Annotated in this window: 15 protein-coding genes; 12 read left to right on the top strand and 3 right to left on the bottom strand. The window is 63.4% G+C overall.

The window, feature by feature from the left end:
- Window positions 1-5 precede the first annotated feature (5 nt).
- Both cpaB and ACLLJJ_RS25390 read right to left on the bottom strand, forming a co-directional pair.
- Window positions 6-713, bottom strand: coding sequence for a Flp pilus assembly protein CpaB (gene cpaB, locus ACLLJJ_RS25395; RefSeq protein WP_434595701.1), 708 nt, complete (start codon window positions 711-713; stop codon window positions 6-8).
- Between the two features lie 83 nt (window positions 714-796).
- On the bottom strand, window positions 797-1,678 hold the full coding sequence (locus tag ACLLJJ_RS25390; RefSeq protein ID WP_434600519.1) for a hypothetical protein: 882 nt from the start codon (window positions 1,676-1,678) through the stop codon (window positions 797-799).
- Between the two features lie 394 nt (window positions 1,679-2,072).
- Here ACLLJJ_RS25390 and ACLLJJ_RS25385 point away from each other — a divergent pair, with 394 nt between their 5' ends.
- The 8 genes from ACLLJJ_RS25385 to ACLLJJ_RS25350 all read left to right on the top strand — a co-directional run bounded on the left by ACLLJJ_RS25385 (window position 2,073) and on the right by ACLLJJ_RS25350 (window position 11,117).
- Window positions 2,073-3,059 (top strand): chitinase, encoded by a 987-nt coding sequence (locus tag ACLLJJ_RS25385; protein WP_434600518.1) that lies wholly within the window; start codon window positions 2,073-2,075, stop codon window positions 3,057-3,059.
- Window positions 3,060-3,365: 306 nt separating this feature from the next.
- Complete coding sequence (locus tag ACLLJJ_RS25380) at window positions 3,366-3,797, top strand: hypothetical protein (protein ID WP_434595699.1); 432 nt, start codon at window positions 3,366-3,368, stop codon at window positions 3,795-3,797.
- A complete protein-coding gene (locus tag ACLLJJ_RS25375) occupies window positions 3,797-5,392 on the top strand; it encodes a WXG100 family type VII secretion target (RefSeq protein ID WP_434595698.1) in 1,596 nt (531 codons plus the stop codon). Before ACLLJJ_RS25380 ends, ACLLJJ_RS25375 begins: the two co-directional genes overlap by 1 nt.
- A 35-nt stretch (window positions 5,393-5,427) precedes the next feature.
- The gene (gene mycP / locus ACLLJJ_RS25370) at window positions 5,428-6,717 is read left to right on the top strand and encodes a type VII secretion-associated serine protease mycosin (RefSeq protein WP_434595697.1); all 1,290 of its coding nucleotides are present in this window, start codon (window positions 5,428-5,430) and stop codon (window positions 6,715-6,717) included.
- Between the two features lie 70 nt (window positions 6,718-6,787).
- Window positions 6,788-7,243 carry a hypothetical protein gene (locus tag ACLLJJ_RS25365; RefSeq protein ID WP_434595695.1) on the top strand — a complete coding sequence of 152 codons (456 nt, stop codon included), beginning with the start codon at window positions 6,788-6,790 and terminating at the stop codon, window positions 7,241-7,243.
- A 31-nt stretch (window positions 7,244-7,274) separates the two neighbouring features.
- A complete protein-coding gene (locus ACLLJJ_RS25360; protein WP_434595694.1) occupies window positions 7,275-9,359 on the top strand; it encodes a hypothetical protein in 2,085 nt (694 codons plus the stop codon).
- A 95-nt stretch (window positions 9,360-9,454) separates the two neighbouring features.
- Window positions 9,455-9,907, top strand: a complete 453-nt coding sequence (locus ACLLJJ_RS25355) for a hypothetical protein (protein ID WP_434595692.1) — start codon at window positions 9,455-9,457, stop codon at window positions 9,905-9,907.
- Window positions 9,908-10,298: 391 nt separating this feature from the next.
- Window positions 10,299-11,117: an alpha/beta hydrolase gene (locus ACLLJJ_RS25350; RefSeq protein ID WP_434595690.1), complete on the top strand. Its 819-nt coding sequence runs from the start codon at window positions 10,299-10,301 to the stop codon at window positions 11,115-11,117.
- On the opposite strand, the gene ACLLJJ_RS25345 is transcribed toward ACLLJJ_RS25350, so the two are convergent.
- On the bottom strand, window positions 11,101-12,555 hold the full coding sequence (locus tag ACLLJJ_RS25345; RefSeq protein ID WP_434595688.1) for a helix-turn-helix domain-containing protein: 1,455 nt from the start codon (window positions 12,553-12,555) through the stop codon (window positions 11,101-11,103). The two genes, ACLLJJ_RS25350 and ACLLJJ_RS25345, sit on opposite strands and share 17 nt — an antisense overlap.
- 338 nt (window positions 12,556-12,893) lie before the next feature.
- On the opposite strand from ACLLJJ_RS25345, the gene ACLLJJ_RS25340 reads away from it, so the two are divergent.
- The 4 genes from ACLLJJ_RS25340 to ACLLJJ_RS25325 all read left to right on the top strand — a co-directional run bounded on the left by ACLLJJ_RS25340 (window position 12,894) and on the right by ACLLJJ_RS25325 (window position 14,899).
- Entirely contained in the window at window positions 12,894-13,259 is a 366-nt protein-coding gene (locus ACLLJJ_RS25340) for a hypothetical protein (protein ID WP_434595686.1), read from the top strand.
- The gene (locus tag ACLLJJ_RS25335; RefSeq protein ID WP_434595684.1) at window positions 13,249-13,662 is read left to right on the top strand and encodes an ATP-binding protein; all 414 of its coding nucleotides are present in this window, start codon (window positions 13,249-13,251) and stop codon (window positions 13,660-13,662) included. Before ACLLJJ_RS25340 ends, ACLLJJ_RS25335 begins: the two co-directional genes overlap by 11 nt.
- Before the next feature lie 30 nt (window positions 13,663-13,692).
- Window positions 13,693-14,385, top strand: coding sequence for an alpha/beta hydrolase (locus tag ACLLJJ_RS25330; RefSeq protein ID WP_434600517.1), 693 nt, complete (start codon window positions 13,693-13,695; stop codon window positions 14,383-14,385).
- A gap of 61 nt (window positions 14,386-14,446) precedes the next feature.
- Entirely contained in the window at window positions 14,447-14,899 is a 453-nt protein-coding gene (locus ACLLJJ_RS25325) for a hypothetical protein (RefSeq protein ID WP_434595682.1), read from the top strand.
- Window positions 14,900-14,921: the final 22 nt, after the last annotated feature.

Below are 14,921 nucleotides of genomic sequence, written 5' to 3'. Positions count from 1 at the left end.
GGTCCTCACTTGTCCCCGTCGAGGGTGTACTCACGGTCGCGCGGGGTGATGGTGGTGTCGCTGCCGTCGGCCACGAGCGCCAGGCGCACATGCTCGGCGAACGACTCCGCGTAGGCCACGCGCTGGGCGTCGAGCGTGTTGAGGGCGAAGGTGATCGGCACCGCGTCCTTCGCCCTGCGGCTGCGGTCGTTGTTGCCGGGCTCCAGCGCGGTGATCTTGCCTACGTCGATGACCCGGGCGCCGGCGACGATGACCTGGGACTTGTTCGGCTGCCCCTTCTCCTCGCCCTCGAAGGTGGCGTAGATGTTCACCCGGGAGCCGGGGTTGATCTTTCCGGCGACCCCGGTGGCGGCATCGATCATGATGGCGATCTCCTGCTCGCCCGCCGAGAGCTCCGGCTTGCGCACGATCATGTCGCTCTGGAGCAGCGAGCCCTTCCGGAGCTGGGTGACCGCGATCTTTCCGCGTACCTCGGAGATGTCGGTCACGGCATTGGCCGAAAGCCATCGCTCGGGCATCGAGATCTTCTCGAACTGTGCCGCGCTGAGCTGCTTGTACGGGGCCACGTCGTCCTTGAGCCGGTACGCCGCGACCTCGGGCCCCACCTTGGCGTTCACATCACGGATCACCGAGAGCACGCCGGCGAACGCGCCGAAGGCGCAGAGGACCGAGAGGAGCAGCAGAATGACGCCGCGGCGCTGACGTGAGTTCATGGGGTCGGGCTACCTCGATCAGGAATGTCGGTCGGAGCAACGGACAGTGAGCGGGGCGGTGCGCGCGCTGACCCCGTACGGCATCAGGGCGGCCCCTGCCCCAGGGCGGCGACCGCGCGCGTCCGGTGCGCGCGCGCCCGGTTCTCGGGCGGCGCGAGCGGGGCCGAACAGAATCCGCAGCGATCCCCTATGAGCTCTATGCCGCACCAGTGGCACTGCTCCCGCCGTACGGACGCGACCAGTTGGTACAGGACGGAGATGTCCGGCAGGAACGCGGCGAACTCGATCATCTTGGCCGTACCCCACCAGCGCGGCGAATAGTCGGTGAGCTCCGTCTCCTGCACGCCCTGCACCTGCCAGGCGGGCGCGAGGGTTTCGGTCACCCAGTCCGAGGTCAGCTGCCCCTTGGCGACCAGCAGCTGGGTGGCGAACTCGGGCCCGGCGAGCGTCGCCCCGGCCCCCACTTTGATCAACTCGGGTGTGGGGCAGGCCAGTACGCCGAACTGCGCACCCGGCACCCAGGACTTCGCGTGCGCCTTGAGGCTGACCGGGACGCGGTCGAGTTTGGTGACCGAGTTGAGGAGCGCGCCCGCGTAGATGTAGTGCGAGAGGAGTCTGGCGGCCGACGCCACGACCCCGGCGCTGAAGTCGCAGATGGACAACTGGCGCAGCTGCCGTACGAGAACGGCCACGCCGAGCGGTGGCAGGTCGAGCTTCAGCAGGGCCAGCCGGTCGGTCTCCAGGACGGATCGGATGGTGTGCAGGCGCTGTTCGTGGGCGACGGGAATGGAGGCGGGGTAGAGCACCACCACGTATCCGTGCCGCTCCAGCATCACGTTCATGTCGGCCAGCGCGGCATCGAGCGGCTGGTCGCCCGGGGCGCGGATCAGCGCGGCGGTCGGCGTCTGCCGGTCGGTGGGCGGCAGCACCAGGTCGGTGCTGGTGACTGCTATCGCGGTCGGCACGTTGGTCACCCCGTTCACTCCGTCCGCCGCGGTCCCGGCGTGCGCAGATCGATGCTGCTCCGTCGTGCTGCACCAGCACTTTATCCACGACCAACGTGGCGGAGAACACCTTTCCTTTTTCTTGTATGGCCGTACTCGTGCGTGAGTTGGCGTTATTTCGCCTATGGATCTCCGACGCCGGTTTGCACCGGGATGAGATCACCAACCGCGCCGACAACGCTGTCAGAGGTCTTGACAACCGAATTGGTCTGAACCAGCTTGTACGACCAGCGGTGGCCACCGTCCCAGCGACCCCTCCCCCACACTCCCCCCACGGAGGCAGCAAGTGGACCGCACTCAGCACGCCCGCCACTCGTTCCGGGCCCCTCGCAGCAGCGCTCGCCGACGGGTCGGCATCGGCGCGGCCTTGGCGCTGGCCGTCACGGCGGCGCTCACCACCACGGGAGCAGCCATGGGCGCGCCCGCGGACGACACGACGGTCGCGGTCGGCGCGGCGGCAGTACCGAAGCACGCACTGACCGGCTACTGGCAGAACTTCAACAACGGCGCGGCCGTCCAGAAGCTCGGTGACGTGCAGGCGCAGTACGACATCATCGCGGTCTCCTTCGCCGACGCGACCCCCACCGCCGGCGAACTCACCTTCACCCTCGACCCGGCGGTCGGCTACTCCTCGGTCGACGGCTTCAAGGCCGACATCGCGGCCAAGAAGGCGGCCGGAAAGTCGGTGATCCTCTCGGTCGGCGGCGAGAAGGGCAACGTCACGATCAACAGCGACGCCTCCGCGACCGCCTTCGCGGACAGCGCCCACACGTTGATGCAGGAGTACGGCTTCAGCGGGATCGACATCGACCTGGAGCACGGCGTCAACGCCACGTACCTGACGAAGGCGCTCAAGCAGCTGTCGGCGAAGACGGGTTCGGGCCTGGTCCTCACGATGGCGCCGCAGACGATCGACATGCAGTCGACGTCGACCGAGTACTTCAAGACGGCGCTGGCCGTGAAGGACATCCTGACCGTCGTCAACATGCAGTACTACAACAGCGGTTCGATGCTGGGCTGCGACGGCAAGGTCTACTCGCAGGGCTCGGTGGACTTCCTCACCGCACTCGCCTGCATCCAGCTGGAGGGAGGCCTGGACCCGAGCCAGGTGGGCATCGGCGTCCCGGCCTCGACACGGGGCGCGGGCAGCGGTTACGTGGACCCGCAGATCGTCAGGAACGCCCTGGACTGTCTGACCGGTGGCACCAACTGCGGCTCGTTCAAGCCGTCCAAGACCTACCCGGGCCTGCGCGGCGCGATGACCTGGTCGACGAACTGGGACGCGACGGCGGGCAACGCCTGGTCCGACGCCGTCGGCCCGCACGTCCACAACCTGCCGTAACCCTTCCCCCCACATCCCCACATCCCCATACCCCCCACACCCAGACCAGCAGCGCCGCCGCTCCCCCGGCGGCGCTGCTGTGTGTGGCACGTGGATGTGGTGACAGTCACGCCCCCATGACCGGCGGGCACGCCCAAGTCATCATGATTAAACCCCAATTACCCCTGAACCGGACAGACCCGCACTGTCACTACTGATACGTAAAGTGATCCTTGATGCTTTGGCAGTAACGGGGAGGTACTTGTGGCGGGTGAGGGTGGGGCGTCAACACCGGACACGGGCCGGTCGTTCGACACGTTTTACGGGGTGAACCCTCAACAGGCTCTGGTGATCGAAGCCGACAAGATGAAGGGCTTCAAGAAGCGGGTCGACGACCTGCTGATCGAGCTCGACACGTCCGAGGCGGCTCCGGGCAAGATGGCCGACGATCGGCTGGTCCGCGCCCATCTGGGGTCCGACGACTTCCTTGAGGCGCAGTTCCTCTTCGAGTCGTACAACGTTGTCCACGAGGAGCTGCAAAAGCTGTCGAAGGCGCTCGGAACCCAGATCGAGGGGATGGGCCTCGCGGTCCATGCCTCGCGCGTGGGCTACGAGAACGTCGACGTGGACATCCGGGACCGTATGGCCGCGATCAACGCGGATGCGGAGAAGTACTACGACAAGGACCGGGACCCGACCGTCCAGCAACCTGTCGGCGGCCCGGCCAAGAAGGACACCAGCAAGGAAACGGGCTTCTGATGAATGCGAAGCCACAGCCGAAGAGCACGAACTTCCAGTCCATGTCGCACGAGAAGCTGGTCGCGATGCTCACCGCGGCCAATCCGGCGGGCCCGGCGAATCTGGCCCGCAAGCTGGCCGGAGCAGCCACGACGATCTCCAAGATCGGCGAGGACCTCAAGACGCATGTGGCCGCCCTGCCGTGGCACGGCGAGGGCGGTGACGCATTCCGCCAGTGGGGCAACCAGGCCGCGAACGCCACGCTGCATCTCGGGGAGTACAGCGAGGTCGCATCCCGCTGGATGGAACAGGTCTCGACGGCCGTCGCCGAAGCGAAGGCCACGATGCCCGCGCTCGCCGAGACGACGAAGGCCAAGGGCGACCTGCTGAGCGCCCAGAAGAACTACAAGGCTGCGACGGACCCGGAAAACAGAAACGACCCCGACGCACGCACAGTGGCAAAGAGCTCCCAGGCGGACGCGACTGCCGCACAGGGACGGATGGACGCGGCGAGGCAGGAGGCCGTACAGCGGCTGACCAAGCTCGCGCAGGCGTACGAGCTGTCGGCGCACCAGGTCAACAGCGTGCAGCCGCCTACGTTTCCGCCGCCGGCGCGATATATGGGTGCCGACGAGTGGGAGCCGAAATACCAAAGTTCCCCGGATTCCACCGCCGGGGGATCAGCAACGCTTGCAGGCAGGCGAGCCGATCCGACTCCGCGCGGAGGAGCCGACGCGTTCGGTCAGTCTCCGCAACCTGTGCGCGGGGTTCACCACGCTGAGCTCGGTACGACTCCAGCCACCGCGGCGCTGCCGGATCGTTCCGTGGGCACGGAAATCGACGGGGTTGGGACGCTGCCACAGGCCCCCTCCGGGGCATCGACTACCCTGCCGAGCAACGTGCCGACCACCGGTCGGCCGGACGGAGGCATGGTGCCACCCGTCGGGCTCAACCCGCCCGTGAGCAGCGGTAGGACACCCACGGACTCGGCCCCGGTCAGCGCACGTCGACAGAGCTCAGGTGCCCGTGCCCCGATGCTGCCCGGACAGGGCACGTCCGCAGCAGCAGGATCTGCCGGACGTTCTCCCGGGAACGGCGGCATCGTTGGCGGCCGTCCCACGCCCAGCACCAACCGCACCCCGGGCGGAATCCCCCGCGGCACCGTCGTCGGTGGCGAGGGCGCTTACGGTCGCGGGCCCATGGGGTCCGGTTCGGGAGGCACCGGCACAGGAGGCGCAGCTCGCGGACCGATGGGCGCCGGTACTGGTGCCGGCGCGGGAGGCGCCGGAACAGGTCAACGCGGATCAGCTGTCGGCCGCCGCCTGGCGAGCGAGACCGGAGGCATCGTGGGCGGCCGTCCCAACCAGTCGAGCCGAGCAGGCACTCGCCCCTTCACACCTGGTGGAACCGGCTTGGTCCGTGGTGCCGCCCCAGGCAGCGCTCCTCAAGCGACGGGTCCAGCGGGACGCGGCGGGGCGGCAGTTCCGCCGCCGAGTTCGCGCACGCGGAGGAAACCTCGCGACGAGGAAGGAAACGACAGGCCGGACTACCTCGTCGAGGACGAGGAGACCTGGCAGCGGAACAACCGGCGTGCAGGGCCTCCGGTCATCGACTGACAGTGCAGGAAACAGCAAGAGAAGAGAAGCAGCAAATGACTAGCAGCAGTGAGCGACCAGTCCAAGTCCGGTCGGTCCTGTCGGCCGGGGTGGGGTTCCTGCTCATAGGCATTACGGCAATGCCGGCCCACGCAGACACGGCCTGGGACAAGCAGTGGCACCTGAACTCGATGCACGCTGAGGAAATGTGGGAGACAAGCACCGGCAGCGGAGTCACGGTTGCCGTCATCGACACTGGAGTGGATGAGTCAGCAGCCGATCTACGGGGCCAGGTTCTGGAGGGCAAGGACTACTCCAACCTGGATGGCGACGAGCACACAGACCATTCTGGACACGGCACGAAAATGGCCTCCTTGATCGCCGCAAAGAGCTCACGAGGCAAAGCTGTCGTCGCCTTTGGCCTCGCACCAGGAACCAAGATTCTGCCAATCCGCATGCCCGCCTGGACGGAGGACTACAGAAAGTTTAACTCTCGAGCCAGATTCTTTGAGTACATGGCCAAGTCGATTCGCTTCGCCGCGGACTCCGACGCCAAGATCATCAGCATCTCAATGGGCCAGTTCAACGCTCCAGGCAAAGAGATGGATGCCCCTCCGCATCTGGCTGCCGCAGCGAAGTACGCCATCAACAAGGGCAAGCTGATCTTCGCGGCTGTCGGCAACCAGGGTGACAAAACGAACTTCCTGGGGTACCCAGCGGCCACTCCCGGGGTTGTGGGGGTCGGCGGGGTCGACCAGAAAGCACGACCCGTAAAAAACTCCCAGTGGGGACCTCAGGTCGACCTCGCAGCTCCAGGAGGCGACGTTGCCGGCGCATGCCTTCGCGGCAAGCAGATCTGCACAGGGACCGGCACCAGTAACGCGGCAGCCCTCGCCTCCGCCTCAGCCGCCCTCCTCTGGTCCAAGCACCCCGACTGGACGAACAACCAGGTCCTCCGCGTCCTGATGACAACGGCCAGCGGCAACGACAAGGGCCTGAAGCGCGACGACGTAGTGGGTTACGGCGTCGTCCGCCCCCGCATCGCCCTGAAGAACCCCGGTAACCCCGGCCCGGCCGACGAGTACCCCATCCCGGACCTGGCAGCGGCAGCGGCAGCACCCAAGTCGCCGTCCCCGAACGCCTCCAAGTCCGCAGGCGGCAGCGAGAAGGCGGCCGCGAAGGACAACAAGCAGGCCGCCGCGACAACTACCTCCGACGCGGGCGACAACAACACCCTCTGGATCGCCCTGGGCCTCGGCGCCGCCGCCCTGATCGGCACCGCAATCGCTCTCGGCGTCATCCGCAAAATCCGCCGAAGCTCCGCAACAGAAATCCCCTTTGAGTAGCCGGACCGCACTGTCTGCTTGAGCCGGAACTGATCGTTCACACGACACGCACCGAGGAAGGAACCCGCAGATGGCATGGGACGAGTGGGATCAGCTCAAGAACGAGGCGGCTCAGAAACAGGCCACACAGATGCAGTTGAACCAGGTGGACCACGGCGGCGGTGGCGGCCCGCTGATGCCTGGCGGCGGGAAGCCTGATCTGGCATCCAGTCCTGCCGAAAAGAAGGCCGCAGCGGACGCAATCGATCAGCACCTGCACAAAGACACGCAGAAGGCCGGAGACTGGGCCGACGAGGAGACCGTCGCAGCAGTCAACGAGTTCAATGCCAAGGACGGCGATGGCTGGGTCACTTCGGCCGCTCTAAAGAACGCACACACGGGGTGGGGAAAGCAAGTCAAGGCACTGAGAGCGCGACTGGCCACGGAGAGCAACGCACTTCGTAACACGTCCATCTCCTTCCAGAACAACGACGTCGGTATCGCCGGTCAAATCCGACAGCAGTCCACTCTTGATCAGTACCGCTAAACGGGGAAAAATGCCGAGCTATCACGAAGTCATGACTACCCACCTCTCTAAACTCACCGCAGCTGCCGACAAATGGGAGGGCATGGCGGGTGAATTCAAGAAGCTTGAGAAGCAGTACAAGAGCGATGTACAGAGCGTCTCGCTCGGCAGGACATGGACCGGCGTAAGTGCAGACGCAGCCAGCGTCAGATTCGACGTGACGTTGAAGGAATTCCAAGCGGCACAAAAAGAAGCCAAGGCAATCTCCTCTCTGCTCCGTGATGCGCATACCAACTTCGTAGATCTGAGAGGAAAAGTAAGGTCTGCGCGCCAGGATGCCATTGCCGCCGGCATGAAGGTGTCGGATCAAGGGATTGTCACGCACGATTTCGAAAAATTGACTGAAGGCGAAAAAAATGCTATTCGGCACGACCCGAGCTACCAGGAAAGCGTTCGCAAATCGATAGCTTCCTGGTCTCAGCAGATCGAGGTGACCGTTCGTGCGCTCAAGGACGCCGACGAAGGTGTCCGAATCGCATTGGAAGCCGTTGTCATCGACTCCAATATCACCGATGGCACAGCTAACGGCTTCAATTCACAGGCCAAAGGCGACATCGAGAAGTATGAAGCCGAAGCAGCACATGAGACTGCCACTAAACTTAATAATGGAGACGCCGTTTCGGCCAAGGAGATTTCCGGCCTGCAACGAGCGTTTCGCGATAACAGCGGAAATAAGGCGTTCAGCCAAACACTCCTCAACGCCTTGGGAGCTGGTGGGACAATCCAACTGACGAACCGGTTGAACGACCTCATCCACGTCCACAGCGCTAAGGGAAGGCCGGACTACGCCGCATTGGAGAACGGGCTGGCGAACACGCTGGCCACCGCCACGAGGAACACCAAATCAGATTGGTACCAGGAGTGGCGTTCCGATATGAAGAATGCCGGCAAGGAGCGCTATCAGACAGAATTCTCCGATGCCCGCCTCGACAAGGTACGCGGGTATCAGTCCTTGGTCACCCTCATGAGTAAGGCCGATGAAAATGGAGCAAGCAAAGACGACTGGTTCTCGCCACAATTCCTGAAGGACCTCGGCGACGACATGATCAAAGCCGAGAAGGACGACAGCGACATCTGGACCCTGAAGGGCGAATACGACGGGAAGCGAGACGGCTGGTTCGCCAATGACCCAGTCGACGGCCTCCTCGGCGTCATGAGTCATGACCCAGCCACCGCCGCTTCCTTCCTCAAGGATGACGACCGGATGAAGCACCTGATGGACGACGAGCGTTGGCAGGTCATCCTGAGGGAGCACGAGGGCGCAAAGGCCTCCACCTATACGCCCTCAATTGACGCAGATGACCGCACCGGATTCGGCGCCGCCCTCCAAGCTGGCGCCACTGGTATCGACCCGTCCGACGAGGGCGCGAAGCACGTCGAGCACTCGAAGGACAACAACGCGGTCTTCAAGTCATCCATAAAGTATCTGGCTGACAGTGGCGACGAATTCCCGTCCTCCCTCCGTGATCCTATGACACAGGTACTCGTTAATCACGGCAGTACGGTCCACGAATCAGCCAGCAACCCAGATATGAACAAGGCACCTATTCCTCAGGACCAGCTCTTCGAAGTCATAAAGCAAGTTTCCAAGGACCAAGACTCATATGGCGACCTAAACCGTGGAATCAACCATGCACTTGTCGCCGACATTCATGAATCAGGGCAAAAAGACCCACATGATTCACTGGTACGCACAGGGCGGACAGTCGGCTTCTTGGAAGCTGCTCGCACACACGCTGCCGGAGATCCAGAGACGGCCGCCTTCGATCAGAAATGGATTGTCGACCAAGCCATTAGTTACATCCCGGTGGGGAGCGGAGAAGTGCAGTCAGGGGTCGACTACGTCACAGAGAAGTGGCTGGAAGACGAACAAAAAAAGATTGACGACAAGAATTCTGACGAGAACGTTGATTCCTACAAGAAACGCAATGGCCAATTGATGGCCCTCGCACACGAATGGTCCCTGGAGCACGGCGGGAAGAACGACTCTACCTTCGGCCCCCAGGCGGACATCGACGAAGCAGCGAACGCGGGCGGGAAACTCGCCAACGGGGTTTCGGGAGAAAAGACCGAGTGAAATTCAATTTCAGACGCACGCTACTCATGACAGCCTGCCTTATCACAGTCGGCACGGGGGCCTCTTGCAGTAATTCTACCGAGCACAATGAATCCATGCGCCAAGAGATTTGTGGCACCAAGGTTTCCAAATCTGCCGTTGCGCCGCTCTTGAAACCAGCTGGAGAGGTCGACGAATACAATCGCATCGACCGAGAGTCGGAAGTAAGCGCTCCCTGTGATGTGACCGTGGACAAGCAGAGCGTATTGGAAATCAAGTTCTTCTGGCATTCAGGCAAGATGGATCCCCTATCAGTCGCCAAGGACGGAAAGAGCAGCATCTACTCTCTTCAAAGTCCACGCCGGATCAACCTCGCCGATGGTGCTGTAATCGGTAACGACGGCGCTATAGCGACAATCGCATGCAAAACAAAAGGCGGCGACCATTTCACTCTCGCCCTCAAAACAACGCGAAATATCGAAGGCGGAGAGCAAAGGAATGCTATCGAGACTTTCATGCGTTCCTACATGCCAGCGACCGTAAAGACTCTTGGCTGCGATCCTGCTTGATGACGTGACTCTAGGTAGACCTTGCGACGCGGCTGTTCGACCAAAGGTGACAGCCCCGGGCCCCAATTCTGGCACCATAGGCGTAGCCTCGGCGAGTAAGGCAGCGATTCTCATTCCCTGTGTGCCGGCCGGCCGAATTCCCGGAGGCCCCTACAGTCTCAGCGTCATTGTCGACTTGAAAGAACAGGGGGAGGATCCGTTGCCAAGGTTCGGCAAGGCTTGATTGATCTGACTCCGAGCGCGGCAATACGCGCACAAGAGGGCAGCTTGCGAGCTTCCCTTCCACAATCAGCTCTGAACGTGCGGCTGGCCGGGAAGTTGCAGAAATCGGTCAAGGATAATGATGCAGTCGCTCTGTCGGCACTCTCGATTGATCACTACGCTTGCTGACATGGCGACTGACAGCGTGAGCGTTCGGACCCTTGATGGCCTGCACCTGGCGGCCACCCTCGAACGTCCCCAAGAGCCCACCACACGCGCCGTGCTGCTGGTGCATGGCGGTGGTGTCACTCGTGAGGAGGGTGGGTTCTTCGGACGGCTCGCAACCGGCCTCGCAGAGGCGGGCATTGCCTCGCTGCGCTTCGACCTACGGGGACACGGTGAGAGCGACGGCAAGCAGGAGGAACTGACGCTTTCCACCATCCTCAACGACATTCGCGTCATGCTTGCCCACCTCCGCGAAGCAACGGGAGCGGCGGAGATCACCCTGCTCGGAGCAAGTTTCGGCGGAGGTCTCTGTGCCTACTATGCCGCCAAGTGCCCGGATGAAGTTGACCGCCTGATGCTCTTCAATCCCCAACTCAACTACAAACGGCGGACTGTCGACACCCGGCCATATTGGACGAATGACGTCATCAGCGAGGAGGCGGCAGCCGAACTCACCGAGCGTGGTGCACTTCAGTTCACGCAGACGCTCCGCCACGGCCGCCCGATGCTCAACGAGGTGTTTTGGCTCAAGCCCCACGAAGTGCTTGGGGAAGTTCAGGCCCCAACGCTGATCGTGCACGGCACGGCTGACACGCTGGTGCCCTTCGAGTCGTCCCGCGACGCCGTTGAGCGCTTCACGGCTCCGGTACAGCTTGTTCCTTTGGAGGGCTCGCAACACGGTTTTGCCGTCCACGATGACCCGCAGTACCTCAACCCCAAGAGCCAGGAGTATCAAGCGTCTGTCATCCGCACGGTGACTGGCTGGCTCACGGCGTCGCGGTAAGCGTCTCGCGGAATTCTCGGACTGCGGGCCGGCTACGCCACCGATCGAGCGTCTGCGAAACCTCGCCAAGCACACGCACGGTGCGCTCTGACTTCATCTCGTGCGCGACTTGGGCCGACGACTTACCGACCCTGGCGGCCTCGTCCGGTTCGCCGCTGAGCGCCAGTGCTGCCGCCCGTCGCGCGTTGAAAAATCCGGTGTCGCGGTGGGACAGCGATCCGGCGCTGAGCACGTCGTTGAACAGGCCAACCGCGAGGCTCAGCTTCCCGGCCTCGGTGTACGTGACAGCGTTGCGCAGTAGCAAGGTGTCGGTGGTGAAGTAGACCCCGAGCGGTGTGGGGTCGTCGGCGGACACGGCAGTCAACAGGCCGTGCGCTTCGTCGAGCTTTTGCTTGACAGCAGCCAGCGGTTCCCCAGTCATGGCCAGCCCGAGGGCTTCCTGCTGGGTGACCTCGGCGTGGACCCGGGGCGGCAACTGCCATCGCTCATGCCGAGCGGCCTGGGCGAGGGTGAGCACCCGCAGTGCATCGCGTTCGTCGTACGCCATCTGGGACTTCTTCAGCAGAACATAACCCTGCATAGCAGCATCATCGGCTTCTTGCGCCCACTCCATCGCGCGGTCGTACCAGAAGCCTGCCTGACCGGGCTGGTGGATATCGCGGTACAACCATCCGGCGAACTCGGCTCCGTCGGCCCCGACCGACAGTAGCTCGCGCCGAGCCTTGGGCTTGAAGTTGCGAGCGCTCTGCTCGATGGCCCCGAGTAGTCCGAGGACGACCGGCAGGGTCTTCTTCGGACCGAGCGCGCCGTCGTCGCTCTTGGCGCGCTCCAGTTGAGTGCGGAAGTAATCGGCGACCGGGCCGTCGAGGTGGCGGTGGGAATCCTCCAGGGCGCTCGCGACGCGCTGAAGTTCTTCCAGGCCCAAACCAGGCAAAGCGGCAGCGGCAATGCCGCTGAGCAGCGATCTACGGTGGAGCGGACTCATAGCCTCGTGTTCCGTGGCGGTGGCGATGCTGTCAGCCGGGATTGCCGACAGGCTGCCGAGGCCATTGCCCGCGAGCGTGTCCGCGCCGACCGGCACGAAGACCTGTTGTCCGTTGACCATGACCGGAAGCAACGTCACGCCCCGGGGCCGGGGTTGCTCTGGCTTCCGGTGGCCGGTTTCTTGCCGCGGATCGACAGGAGCCGCGAACTGTCGTTCGCTACCTGGCAGCTTGAACCACAGTAGGTCGGCCGGGATTCTCAGGCTATGCGCCCATTGCATGAGCTTGGAGAGGTCCTGCGGGGCGGCGCCGTTCTCGATCCGGCTGAGCTGAGCCTGGGTTACGCCGAGCCAGTCGGCGACGGCTCCTTGCGACAGCGCTCGTCCATGGTGTGGGTGGGTGCGGTAGGCGTAAAGCACCTGGCCGAAGTGCCAGCTTTCCAGAGCCTCGCGCATCCGGGAGCGCTGCCAGAACCCGGCCGGGAGATCTGGCGGTTGGCCGGCTGACTGCCGCTCGTGCCGCGTGCAGGCCCCGCACCGGTCTCCGGCGTTGTCCCTGGCCAGCCGCGTACCGCACTGGCAGTAGCGGGCTTGCTGTGGTGCCATACCGCCGGTACTCCCGCCGCTGGTGCCCCTGGCCGTTGCCTACTCAACGTATTGCCACATTCGGCCCCGGGATGGCAATACGCCGGACGTATACCCGCCTATGCCTGGCCGTGGTTGGCCTGCCAATTGGATACCAGCAGGCTCGGGAAGCCCCACTTACCTCCCCGTCGGGGCAAGGAGCCAACGCTATGCAGACAACACCTCGACTCGCCTTCGGCTACCTCCGCGTGCTTCCCGGCATGGGCATAGACGACGTAATGCGCTTGCAGCGCGACTTGGTGGTCTTCGCCGAAGCGCAAGGCTTTGTTCTCGCTGACGTGTTCGTCGAGGCCCAGTGGCAGCAACTCAAGGCGTGGCAGGAGGTCGTGGTCCATTGCTGGGCCAAGAACGTCATCAATGTCGTCATGCCCTCGCCCGAACACCTGCATCAGATCCCGGTGTTGGCGGAGATCATGATGGACGAGGTGGAGAGGGAGATCGGCGGCAGGCTCTGGCTGGTCGAACCGCTTGAGGAGACCGCCGTAGCCGGACGGGAGGCGGGTCGTGAGCACTGAGCACCTCGTCAGCCGGCTGGAGTTGGCCGCCCAGGCCGACGCTGTGCGGTGGGCACGAAGCCATACCTGCGATGCGCTGAGGTCCTGGGGGATCGGCGAAGACCACATCGACACGGCACGGCTGGCCGTCTCGGAATTGGTCACCAACGCTGTACGGCACACAACGGACGAGCTGACCGACGCCCCGCCGCAACGGCTGGCGCTGACGCTTCATCGAGAACCACACCGCTTGCTGGTGTGGTTGGCCGACCCGAGCAACAAGCCACCAGCGCGCGCAGTGCAAGTGTCCGGCGCGGAGGGCGGGCGCGGGCTGCTCATTCTGGAACAGCTCACCAAAGAATGGAGCTATTACTTCCTGCCGACTGGCGGCAAGGTCGTCTGGTGCTCAATTTCCCTGAATTAGCGGAGATCAACGGGCACCTGAAGGGCATCAATTCTCTTAGCGGCCGACCACACCGCCGTGTACGTACCCGGGACGAAGACGAATTTCCCCGGCATCGGCGAAGACGACAAAGGCGGCCTCGGAGACCTCGGGCGCGGCGAATCACTCTGGCACGAGAGCAGTCAGATGTCTCCAGGTTCCAAGGTCTCCACCATTACGTGGTTCGACTACAACGCTCCGGACACTCTCGTGCCCCAGGCCACGCGCGGCTCGTACGCGGACGAAGGCGGACCGACGCTGCACCAGTTCATGCAGGGCCAAGAGGCGGCCCACCGGGAGGAGACTGGGACCAAAGCCCACACCACGGTCATGGGACACGGCTACGGAAGCACGGTCGTCGGCGTGGCAACGCAGTCCGGCAGCTGGCAGGACGGTCCCATGGCGGACGACATCATCGCGGTAGGCAGTCCCGGTATGCAGGTGGACCGCGCCGCCGACATGGGGCTCAAGCCCGACCACGTGTGGGCGATGGGCGGCGGCGGTGACGACAACATCGTGCGGCACGGCGGGAAATGGGTTGGACTCGGCGACAACTTGACGGTTCCCACGGACGAAAAATTTGGTGAGAACGTCATGAAAAGTGACTCGCCTGATCACGGTAGCTTCTGGGACCCGGAATCGACGAGCCTGGAGAATCAAGCAGCCGTCATCAGCGGACGACACGACAGGGTGACCCTTGAATAGGCAAATCTCAGCAGCAATATACGCCCTCTTGGCGTTCACACTTCTGGCAGGATGTTCGGGCATGGATAAACCCACAGCAGAAGTACAGGACAGCGAAAAAATGCAAGAGGAGGTTGAAAAAAGGTCGAACCGAATCCTGGAGATGATCAAACTGGAGGGGAAGTCGACCCAATCGGGGGCGACCCTCCTACCCTGCTCGGGCTATGCACCCGAAGAAAAGACGCAGAGGGCTCGACACCCGTGGAGCATCTACGACGTTCCGGTCGAGGATATGGAAAAAGCGATGGACCGGATGCGAACTGCGCTTCCGAAGAATGGTTGGAAAATCGTCAAGGACGGCCCGGACGAAAGCCTTGCAAAGACCCCGACAATTATCGCCGATTCCGACGACGGAAAATTCTCGGTCAAGCTCAGGTTGATGGACGAGCGGAAGCATAAAGAGACATCTCTGATCGCAATCACTGTCACGTCCTCTTGCTTCCAGATCGCACCCAAGGCCTCAGCAACCCCGTGAACACGGGCGCTCCTGCCGTCGG

The sequence above is a fragment of the Streptomyces sp. A5-4 genome (genome assembly GCF_051131715.1).
Taxonomy (GTDB): Bacteria; Actinomycetota; Actinomycetes; order Streptomycetales; family Streptomycetaceae; genus Streptomyces.
Note: the sequence above shows the minus strand (reverse complement) of the source record. Positions and strands in the feature narration are given on the sequence as shown.

Excerpts from the sequence above, each read along its gene's own strand:
- mycP (WP_434595697.1), top strand. The coding sequence starts at position 5,428 with ATGACTAGCAGCAGTGAGCGACCAGTCCAAGTCCGGTCGGTCCTGTCG.
- cpaB (WP_434595701.1), bottom strand. The coding sequence starts at position 713 with ATGAACTCACGTCAGCGCCGCGGCGTCATTCTGCTGCTCCTCTCGGTC.
- ACLLJJ_RS25375 (WP_434595698.1), top strand. The coding sequence starts at position 3,797 with ATGAATGCGAAGCCACAGCCGAAGAGCACGAACTTCCAGTCCATGTCG.
- ACLLJJ_RS25345 (WP_434595688.1), bottom strand. The coding sequence starts at position 12,555 with ATGCGCGAGGCTCTGGAAAGCTGGCACTTCGGCCAGGTGCTTTACGCC.
- ACLLJJ_RS25355 (WP_434595692.1), top strand. The coding sequence starts at position 9,455 with ATGCGCCAAGAGATTTGTGGCACCAAGGTTTCCAAATCTGCCGTTGCG.
- ACLLJJ_RS25365 (WP_434595695.1), top strand. The coding sequence starts at position 6,788 with ATGGCATGGGACGAGTGGGATCAGCTCAAGAACGAGGCGGCTCAGAAA.
- ACLLJJ_RS25325 (WP_434595682.1), top strand. The coding sequence starts at position 14,447 with ATGGATAAACCCACAGCAGAAGTACAGGACAGCGAAAAAATGCAAGAG.
- ACLLJJ_RS25350 (WP_434595690.1), top strand. The coding sequence starts at position 10,299 with ATGGCGACTGACAGCGTGAGCGTTCGGACCCTTGATGGCCTGCACCTG.
- ACLLJJ_RS25340 (WP_434595686.1), top strand. The coding sequence starts at position 12,894 with ATGCAGACAACACCTCGACTCGCCTTCGGCTACCTCCGCGTGCTTCCC.
- ACLLJJ_RS25360 (WP_434595694.1), top strand. The coding sequence starts at position 7,275 with ATGACTACCCACCTCTCTAAACTCACCGCAGCTGCCGACAAATGGGAG.